The organism is Nostoc punctiforme PCC 73102 (assembly GCF_000020025.1).
In the GTDB taxonomy this organism is placed as follows: domain Bacteria; phylum Cyanobacteriota; class Cyanobacteriia; order Cyanobacteriales; family Nostocaceae; genus Nostoc; species Nostoc punctiforme.
Genome location: NC_010630.1, coordinates 112,903 through 123,028, shown reverse-complemented (window position 1 = coordinate 123,028; position 10,126 = coordinate 112,903). Strand labels below are relative to the sequence as shown.

The following is a 10,126-nucleotide window of genomic DNA, read 5'->3' as shown; positions in this document are numbered from 1 at the left end:
TTATGGTCTTTTAGCCATAAAGAAATGTGCTTTGAATCATAATGTGGGAAAAATTTTGAATCATAAATCGAGAAGAGTTGTCACTTAAAGGATATTGTGGCCGTTTTTAAAGCATAAAGTGGCCGCAGTAGTAAAACCTTAGAGAAAGGCGAATAAATAAGATTTACTGTGAAAGATCCAGTCTTATCTGCCTTAAAACATCAATTACCTCAGCCTGCCACAGCAAAGAGGGATGAGGCATAAATTTTCTGAGATTTTTAGCAGTAGGGGTAATGCCTTGTGCATGAAGTACTGAAGCGAGTTGGCGTACTTCTCGACAGCCTTGCTCAATAGCTAGTTTATGGACGAATTTGCGGTAATCTTTATAGCGTAAAGAAATAGCATGGCACACAATAGGGCAATAGTGGTAGAAAGTAGCCAAACCAATACCAGTTCTCTTAGCTATTTTTCTTAGAGAAGGTGGTGGATACTCGTCGCTAAACAAAGCTAATTCAAGTATGTCTCTGATGTGTAAAAATCTTAGCTGCTGTTGATATTCACTATATCTAGTAGCCAAAGATGCTGATAAAGATTTTGAGCAAGCAGTTAAACTACTAGGAGTTTTGAATCCTAAACGAACAGCTAATTGAGTTAAAGAAGGAGGTGGTTCTTCTTCTTGAGCTAGTTGCATCGCCTGAATAACTCGTTCGCACTTAGGACTACTATTTGAAGTAACTAAAGCAGACTGTGATGATAATTTTTTCTGTTTAGGAGCAGGTAGAGAAACTAGCTGCTTAAGAGTAAGAGGTAGTATTTTAAGTTGAAGAAAATCGACAAGATTAGTTGATAAGGCGTAGCAGATTTTCAAAAGTTTATCTAAATTTGGGATGGCTACACCTGAATACCAATGTAGAATTTCATATCTCGATAACCCAAGCCAACGACCAAAAGCGGAAACATTACCTTGAGTATATTGATAGACGTAAGCTTCTAGGATTGTTTTAATAGTCTCTCTTGGAGGTGGACAAGGAAATTCAGGAGCTTGAGCAATTAAATCTCCTAAAGTCTTAACTATCCAAATCTCTTGCTGTAAATTGGGTATCTCCTCGAACAATCTCTTATCTGGCAAAGATACTTCATAGTTCATCCCCAACCAACCACCACATTTCAGACAAAATCCAGGTCGTGAGTTATGCCACAGGTGTAAAAATTCAAGGTCACAGTGAGGACATTTTGATTCTAAAAATCGATAATGGATGGGACAAATGTTAGCTGGTTTCAAAGCCCACAGCAGAGGTGAATAAATGACTTGTTGATTATTTAACCAGTCTTGATAGCAATAAGGACACCAAGCATGAGAATGCTTGAGCAATCCCAAAACTGGGAAGACTTTTGCCCAAGGTAGCATTGTCAAAAACTGTAAGTCAGTACGTTTTGTCAATATTTCTAGAGCAAAAACCAGTTGTTTAGCTCCAATTTGTGTTCCGTTTAAAGCTTTTACAGAAGCTTGTCCATACAAACTTACGATACTTTTAGAATTCAAGGGATTGGTAGTATGGTTATGCCCAACTATTGGTTTTATCTCTCTAGCCAATAAAGTTCCAGGCAATACGCTATGAGCTGCGGCTAGACGAGCAACATAGCTAGTCAGACTTTCAACATAACAAGTACCAAGTCCAATCGGTTCCAGATGAAACAACCGGCTAGGACTGGGAGTAAATTCTGGGTCTTTGAGCCACAATTCATCGTTAACCGCCATGTTAGTCATCATCTGAATTTACCCCTACATCATCTCTTTTAGGTTTTCTTTGTCCAACACGACCTTTTTTGAGTAGGGAATTTTTGGCTGGCATTTTTATTCCATGTTCTGTTGAATATTGCCGCTCAAAAAAACTGGATTCTTCTTGAAAGCGTTTAAATCCCTGTTGTGCTTCTTCCTTAATTTTGTTGATACGAGATGCAGAAAAAGCACCTAATTTAAGATGTTTGCTATTAAGAGTCCGAGCTTCTTCAGAATAGGCAACTCTCAAAGAACGAGTTAACCAATTCTTCAATAGCCCCACACAACCAACTGAGCCAGAAAAAAGATACTCATAGTGTTGTTCTAATTTTGGTTCTTGTACAAGCGGAATGTGGCGTTGAAAAGTTCTAATTACTCTAATAAATTCAGCAATATCTTCTGGGTTATCAGCTTGGTAAGGTAACAGGTGAATATCTTCGCTACGCCGCCCTATTTGCCCATTCAAGGTAGGACAGTTAAGCAGTTCATAAGTTCCAAATAAAATATGTACTGTACCAGTAAGATTAGCAATAGACTTAATCCAGTTCATTTGCTGTAACATCTGGTGTCCGCCTGCCATCATAAATAAATGCTGTGCCTCGTCTACAGTAAAAGCTTTTACCTGACGATAACGAAATGCTTTTTCCATTGCTCGGCGTAATGCGGGCGAATCTTGGCGGTAAGCCCGATTTAGCAACCCCAAATCCTTTACCTCACCGTGAGGAATTTCATAATCAATTTTGTATTCAATCAAAACTTCCTGAAGGGATTCTAGGGCGCGAGTGTAATAATCTTTATAGCTAAACTTTCCTTGTTCTGTTGGAATAGCTTCAATACCAGCAACAGCAATTTGACCAGGATTTTGGCGTAATGAGGGGAGAAATTCGTAATTTAGCAGATTTTCCAGACGCAAGCGTAAGGTTGTTTTTCCTACACCAGTCACACCAAAAACTAAAAATACTAAAGTGTCAGCTGGCTCCAGAATATTAATTAATAAAGTATCTAAGGCTTGTTTGAGCCTTTGATGTGGAATAGTGATACTTTTGAAATAATCAGTTTTAATTTCGTTCGGCTGTAAGAGAAGTTCTTCTGGAAAAGAGTGCGACTGAATTTTTACCATAGCTCCTCTGTATTGTAAGCTTCTATTTTGGTTAAATCTATTAATTTTTTTGCTGATGATTTTGGCTTTTTAATGCTTTCTGAACCTGCCAAAATATTTTTATCTACATCTTGAACATTAGCTGAATAATTGTGTTTACTTAATTTACTTTCAATAACTGAGCTTTTTTCAATTAAAACCCAAATATCTTGTTGTGCTAAATCATGTAAGCGTTGTAATAACAAAGTTTCTTGGGCTTCAGTTCCTTCTAAATATGTAGCTTTTTCTTGGGCAGATAGAGTAATTCTTTGAGCGTGTTTCTGCCTTTTTCGACGTAATTGTGTGCTGGCTATGTTCACTTCTTTTTCGGAACGATTTTGGAAGGATTTGTAATGTTCAGAAATACAGCGTATCCAACGTCCCTTAACGTAAGCATAAGCAGTCCCCATATCAAAAGGGTCGTAACGAATAGGTACATTAGTTCCTTCAATTTCTGGTCTTATGAACGAATCATCAATTGACCAATAGTAGAGATAATTAATTTTCACGCCTCTACTTGGTTGAACTTTTGCAGTTCCTTTAGGTGTAGAAGGTAAGGTAAAAATCTTAAAATTATCATCATAAATAATCTGTTTCTGAGGGCGATAACCACTTGAATTTAGCCCTGACATAAAAGTTTGACGTGGGCTTTGTCCTAATGTTGGATGTTCTCTGCAATCATAGAATTCGTAACAATATGAACAAAAGTTTTCGTAGAGTTGATCTAGTGTCCAAACAGCTTGATTTTTGGGATTATTTGATTTCGTGACTTGGCGGACATTCTTAGTAATTTGAGTGTTGCCTCTAAGATTATAAAAAAACTCTGTATTTGTAGTTCCAAAAATACGTTCAATAATTGAACCAAATCTGGCTTTCGCAGCTGGTCGCTGCTTTTTGGTACATTCAAAAGCCGCTAACAAGGTCTCAAAGTATGTACTACTAAATTCTGTCCCACCGTCAACAACTATTGTCTCTGGTAATTTCTCAAATCGCTGTACGCAGATTCTTAATACCATCATGCAACTACGGTAGCTTGGCTCGTCAAAAGTTAGGTAAACTGCGAGAATACGTCGGCTGTAAGCATCGATTAACAGAGTTGCCCAAGGTCTACCAAGAAGATAACCTGTTCGGGAGCATACTAACTCAATATCCAGTTGCGTATGGTCAATGTGTGCTATCTCAAATGGACGGTCGCCATGACATGGTGTGGTTAATTTCAACTCCCAATACAATAAAGATTGTTGATAAGCTGCTCTGTTTCCCTTACGTTTTTTTGTTTGCCTATAACCAGAACGATGTTGAATTCTAGAACAAAATGTAGCGTAGCTAGGCAGCTTATCTGTTAGACCTGCTTTCTCCCATTCTCTTGCTAGAATTCCATAAACAGCTAGTTTGCTTCTTTGTTGAAAAGTTTCATAATATTCTTCAATTATTTTGTCAATGAAATCTTGAGACGATTGAGAAATTCTGGGTAAGCGATTGCCTCTAGCATTAGAGTTATTTAGCAGCCCAATATAACCACATTTGTACGCCTTTTGTGCTGCTATAAACTTAGCCTTCCATCTGCGAATAGTACGTTGTGGAACAGTTTCTTTATCTCTATAACTGTCATTAAGATAAGGTTCAATTACTTCATATCTTCGGTTAGCTTCTGCCAAGTCTTCAGGACTAGCTCTCAAAAAACGCTCCATTGCTTTTGGAGACATTTTTACTTGATTATGAGTTTTAGGTTCCAGTTGATTGGGTTTAACATCTAAAATATTCAGAATCGTTCCATTATTCGGTTGCGATTTTATCATTTGTACATAAGCTACCGCGATTTCTTGGTCACGGAAAAGCTGTACTTTTTCTGGCTCTGCTAAGGGTGCGGCACTCAAATTAATGTAAATTTTTTTTGTAGCTATTAAAGCATTTATGTCATCAGGATTGCTCTGTTGAGTATGAATCATTTCCCAATAACTTATGCCCGGATTTAAGCTAATTAACTTCACCAAATTTTCAGCTATTTCTGGGTCAATTTGGTAATCTTCAGTAGTATAGGCTTTGAGAAATAGTCGATTTCTGTATTTAATCCAATCAATTTCTGTATCTAACCGAATTCGGTAATACAGTCCTAATTTTTCTGCATAAGCAACTGCTGGCAGGTTTAACCACTGCCCATCTTCTGAACGCATATAACGTTGTGATTGTTTAGCTGCTAATTTTTCTAATCTTGATTCTGGTTTCCACTCTTCAAAACCTGCACTCCGCTTCCGAATTACGAAAAAGTCTGGTATATGCGAAGCTTTGATTATTTCCCCACTGCTTGAGGGGAATTCTAGAGTAATTTGATATGCTTGGTCGTAGTATTCGAGTACATCTGCGTCTTCTTCGTACTCCTCTACACCTGGCAATTCAATTTTATGGGACTCAAATTGAATAGTTTTTCCCATTTTGCGACTGGCGTAGTCGCCCCGGACATTTATACCACTGCTTTTGACTCGCCGAATTGGTTCAGAGGCACGGATTTGGGAAATTAATTGCCTAGCCTCTTGTGGTAAATTTACGCCGCGACACCAATCATTAAACTCTTGGTCGCTCAACATATTGGCCCCCAAGCTTTTAAAGCCGCAACAAGCTCTTACCACAAATCTAGGCTTTCGCCAGTTAAACAGTCTTTTATTGATATAAATATTTATACTTACCAGTTCAGATGACTGCGGCCACTTTATGGTTTAAAAACGGCCACAATATCCTTTAAGTGACAAGAGTTAACGCAATTTCGGACTTTCTCACCAATCCCAACATAAAACTTTGAATCAAATCATGAGAGAGAGTTAAAATTCTGAAGCATAATTAAAAAATGAGTTGAAAAAACACAATTGAATGAAACTTGCACAAAAAATCTTTGAAAAAATTGCCCACTTATAAACTTTCAATTCAAAATATGGTTCAAAATTCCAAGATATGCTTCACTTAAAACCATGCCTCTGTAGTTTGGTATTGCGTACTGAAAGCCTAAAACCGCCTCCTGGCAAAGAGAAGCATTCTCATGACAGACGATGAATTTGACCATTGGTGTAAGCAACAGCAACTAACGGCACAAATACTCTTAATAATCGCCGCAATTCGCGCTGCCCCACCTTCTCGCAGAGTACAAGGACGCGCTAAGAACGTCAGTGGAGTTTACCCTAGCCGCAAAATGGGTCAAACCATTCAATTTGAGAGCCACACAGTAGAACTATGGGCGATTTACCAAATGGAACACGACCCACAGGTGTTAGAGTTCTACGACCAACCACCTCCATTTAAAATTCAGTACCAAAACCAAAACGGACGAAATATAGGTCATTACCATACCCCAGACTTCTTCGTACTGCGGACGACAGGTGCAGCTTGGGAAGAATGGAAAACCGAAACCGAATTAAAACGACTAGCCCAAAAATACCCTTCACGCTACCAAAAAACTGAAACTGGTCATTGGCATTGCCCACCAGGAGAAGCTTACGCCGAATCTTATGGACTCAAATATCATGTTCGCACCGATACCGAACTAAATCCCATATTCACCCAGAACCTAATGTTTTTAGAAGACTACTTTAGGTTCACCGCCAATGTCCCCCTTTCCATTACAGAACAAATACTGTCTTCAGTTAAAGCCAGTCCAGGAATAACTATAGCCGCCACACTTGCAACCATTCCCGGAGTGCGTGCTAACGATATTTACGCCATGATTGCCACAGAGCAACTCTACGTGGACTTGTATGCAGTTCCCCTAGTGGAACATTGGCGAGTTCAGCTATGGGCAGATGAGCAAACTCATACTGCTCATACATATTTAGCCATAGGGACAACTGGGGATCATCGAAAAATCACCTCACCCACAACACTCTTGCCTAATACCTTATTAGTCTGGGACTCACAACTTTGGACTTTAGTTAACTTGGGCGAGACTACAACCACACTGCTACCCGCAGTCGGGCAACCAATGCAATTGCCCACAGCATTTTTTCTGCAATTATTCGACAGTAGCACTATCAATATTCTCACCTCAGAAAAACAAACAACCATCAATGAGGGAGTGCGTGAATTGATGGATGCCGCCTCGCCTGCGGATCTACAAAGAGCCAATCGCAGATTTCATTTAGTACAAGCATATTTCCAGCATCACACAGATATAGGGAAGGACATACCTCAAAGCACCTTATCTCGATGGGTAAAACAGTTTCGGGAAGCGGAAGCCACTTTTGGTTGCGGTTATGTTGGTTTGCTCCCACGTACAAATAATAGAGGAAATCGCCTATCCAAAGCACCAACAGATACCAGCGTTTTACTAGATAAATTTATTACAGAACACTTCGAGACACCAAGGCAAGCTCCAGCCGCTTCCGTTTATCGGGCATATACAAGAGCCTGCTGTACAGCCAACATCCCTCCACTGAGTCAGCGCACATTTTATACTCGGCTAAAAAAGCGTCCAATCCATGAGCAGACTTTAAAACGTCAGGGAGCAAAAGCCGCATACGCAACAGAACCGATTGTCTTAGAACTAGCTAGAACTACACCCCGGCATGGAGACAGACCTTTTGCTATCTGTCATCTTGACCACACCCAACTCGATATCGAATTACGCTCCCAAGTAACTGGTCGGAACTTAGGACGACCTTGGCTGACATTACTGATTGATGCCTACTCCCGACGCATCTTAGCAGTTTATCTCACCTTTGACCCACCCAGTTACAGGTCTTGCATGATGGCACTACGGTTGTGCGTCCAGCGTTTTGGTCGTTTTCCCCAATCTGTAGTTGTAGATGGCGGTAAGGAATTTCATAGCGTTTACTTTGATACCTTATTAGCACGCTACCACTGCATCAAAAAGACTCGTCCTGGTGCAAAACCTCGTTTTGGCTCAGTAGTTGAGCGATTATTCGGAACAACTAATACTGAATTTATCTTTAACTTACTGGGCAACACCCAAGCCAGTAAACAACCGCGTCAACTCACTTCTTCTGTTGACCCCAAACAACTTGCCGTTTGGACATTAGCTTCTTTACATACCTACCTGAGTGAGTGGGCATACACCATTTATGACACAAGCGTACATGATTCCTTGGGTGAGACACCATTACAAGTTTATACTGACGCAATGGCTGCCACAGGGGAGAGGGAACACCGACGTATTGCATACAACGAAGACTTTCTCATGGCAACACGCCCTAGTACACCCAAAGGCAACGCTAAAGTTCAGCCGGGACAGGGAATTAAAGTCAATTATCTTTATTACTGGAACGATGCTTTCCGCAATCCGGTTGTCGAAAAGACCAAAGTCAGTGTACGCTATGACCCTTTTGATATGGGTGTAGCTTATGCGTACTTAGAGGGAAGATGGGTCAAATGTATCTCCCAGTATTACAGCACCTTTGCCGGACGCACGGAGAAAGAAGTGCTATTAGCTGCCCAAGAAATCAGACAGCAAGATAAGCGTAATGCTGTGAGTACAAATATCTCTGCCAAACGCCTTGCAGACTTCATCGCGGCGGTGCAAGAACATGAAATCTTACTCATGCAACGATTACGGGATTTGGAAGCTGTTGGGGTACTGGAGAATTTAACACTCAATAAGGAAGGTGTACCCCAGTTTCCCCCAGTCAGCACTCTTGAGCCGGAGATAGAAGCACACAGTCAAGATGACGAACAATTGCCAGCACTGCAAAACAACATTGAACTGTTGGATCTCACACGACTGCCGATACTAGGGGAATACCGTTAATGGACAATTTGGAGAGCCTTAATCAAAACGACCAAATGCACCTCAAACTAACTCAGTTTAAGGAGTATGCAGTTTTACATCCCCAGTTAGCACGGGTAGATATGTTGTTGATGCGTGCGATTCGAGAACCCGCCGGATTTGCTCATGTGTTGGTTTATGGGCCAAGCGGTGTGGGTAAAACAACGATGATTCGGCAGATTGCTAAACGGTTAAATGAGAATGTACCCGAACAGTTACCAGGTGTATCCAATTCCTTAAGCTATCGTAACGGCAGTCAGCCCCTGATGCCGTTATTGCTGTTAGAAACACGACCATCTGACGGTGGGGTGTTTAATCGCGCAGATTATTACCGCACTGCGCTAAAGCTTTTGGGAGAACCATTCTATGAGCGGCGGATGCTGATAGATATTGATGCGGAGCAGACTTGGGAGAAGAAAGGACGCTCCCGGACTAAAACAGCGCAGTTTAATGATTCTCCCGAACTGCGCCACGCATTAGAAGAAGCGATGACCAAACGCGGAGTGCGGGCGGTGATTTTGGACGAAGCACAGCACTTAATGAAGATTGGGACTGGTGCAAGTGCTGGTAAGCTTTTAGACCAGTTGGACTGGATTAAGTCTATGACCAACGTTACGGGTGTGCTACACATTCTCATTGGGACTTACGAACTGCTAAATTTCCGCAATTTAAGTGGTCAAGCATCCCGGCGGGGACTAGATATCCATTTTCCGCGTTATCTGTATCAAAATGAACTTGACCGTCAGGATTTTCAAGCCGCATTATTGGCACTCCTGATGCAAGTACCGATGAATGTTGATGTAAGAGAGCTAATGCAGCATTGGCTTTATTTCTATGAACGTTGCATTGGTTGTGTTGGGGTACTCAAAGACTGGCTTATACGGGCTGTGGCAGCGGTAGCACATGATGGCCACGACACTCTTAGTTTAGAAAGATTGCATGAACATACCCTAACACTAGCCCAATGTGAACGTATGGCATTGGATACCACTGAGGGAGAACAAAAACTCTCTTATATGGAAAGTCGCCGTGAACATTTGTGGCATTTGCTACAGATGGGAATGGGTTCTACATCTGTACCAAAAACTGCGGTGGATTTATCAAAGGGCGCAGCAGATGTGGTAGCATCGCCTCCGAAATCTGACAAACCACCATCTCAAGCGAAACGGACTCGTAAAAAGCCCGTCAGTTCTACGATAGATGAAACGCCTTCTACTACACCAGGCAAAACTTCTATAGAGCCAGTCCCCAAGAAGAAACAAACTCGCAAGAAGACAAAACAAACTGATTCTTCAATTAGTGAGACACCACTAGAAACAAATATTACTGTCAGTCCCATAATAGAACAGAAGACAATTGATGATGAAGCTGCAACTAAACAGAAAATGCCTAAAAAGTCTTCCCAACGTGTTGGGCAACGCAAACCCAAACGAGACACTGTTGGACTTGAGTGAACATCAAA

Annotated in this window: 5 protein-coding genes; 2 read left to right on the top strand and 3 right to left on the bottom strand. The window is 41.0% G+C overall.

Annotated elements, in window-relative coordinates; genetic code table 11:
* Positions 1 to 163 precede the first annotated feature (163 nt).
* From NPUN_RS36860 to NPUN_RS36850, 3 genes are read right to left on the bottom strand one after another with little or no spacing between them, the layout of a single operon-like run.
* Positions 164 to 1,750 carry a TniQ family protein gene (locus NPUN_RS36860; protein ID WP_012412791.1) on the bottom strand — a complete coding sequence of 529 codons (1,587 nt, stop codon included), beginning with the start codon at positions 1,748 to 1,750 and terminating at the stop codon, positions 164 to 166.
* Positions 1,740 to 2,879: an ATP-binding protein gene (locus tag NPUN_RS36855; RefSeq protein ID WP_012412792.1), complete on the bottom strand. Its 1,140-nt coding sequence runs from the start codon at positions 2,877 to 2,879 to the stop codon at positions 1,740 to 1,742. The genes NPUN_RS36860 and NPUN_RS36855 overlap by 11 nt, the downstream gene beginning before the upstream one ends.
* The gene (locus NPUN_RS36850) at positions 2,873 to 5,482 is read right to left on the bottom strand and encodes a Mu transposase C-terminal domain-containing protein (protein ID WP_012412793.1); all 2,610 of its coding nucleotides are present in this window, start codon (positions 5,480 to 5,482) and stop codon (positions 2,873 to 2,875) included. Before NPUN_RS36850 ends, NPUN_RS36855 begins: the two co-directional genes overlap by 7 nt.
* Before the next feature lie 446 nt (positions 5,483 to 5,928).
* On the opposite strand from NPUN_RS36850, the gene NPUN_RS36845 reads away from it, so the two are divergent.
* Together NPUN_RS36845 and NPUN_RS36840 are read left to right on the top strand one after the other, a co-directional pair.
* Positions 5,929 to 8,646, top strand: coding sequence for a TnsA endonuclease N-terminal domain-containing protein (locus NPUN_RS36845; protein ID WP_012412914.1), 2,718 nt, complete (start codon positions 5,929 to 5,931; stop codon positions 8,644 to 8,646).
* Positions 8,646 to 10,118 carry an ATP-binding protein gene (locus NPUN_RS36840; protein ID WP_012412913.1) on the top strand — a complete coding sequence of 491 codons (1,473 nt, stop codon included), beginning with the start codon at positions 8,646 to 8,648 and terminating at the stop codon, positions 10,116 to 10,118. Before NPUN_RS36845 ends, NPUN_RS36840 begins: the two co-directional genes overlap by 1 nt.
* The last annotated feature ends 8 nt before the right edge of the window (positions 10,119 to 10,126 follow it).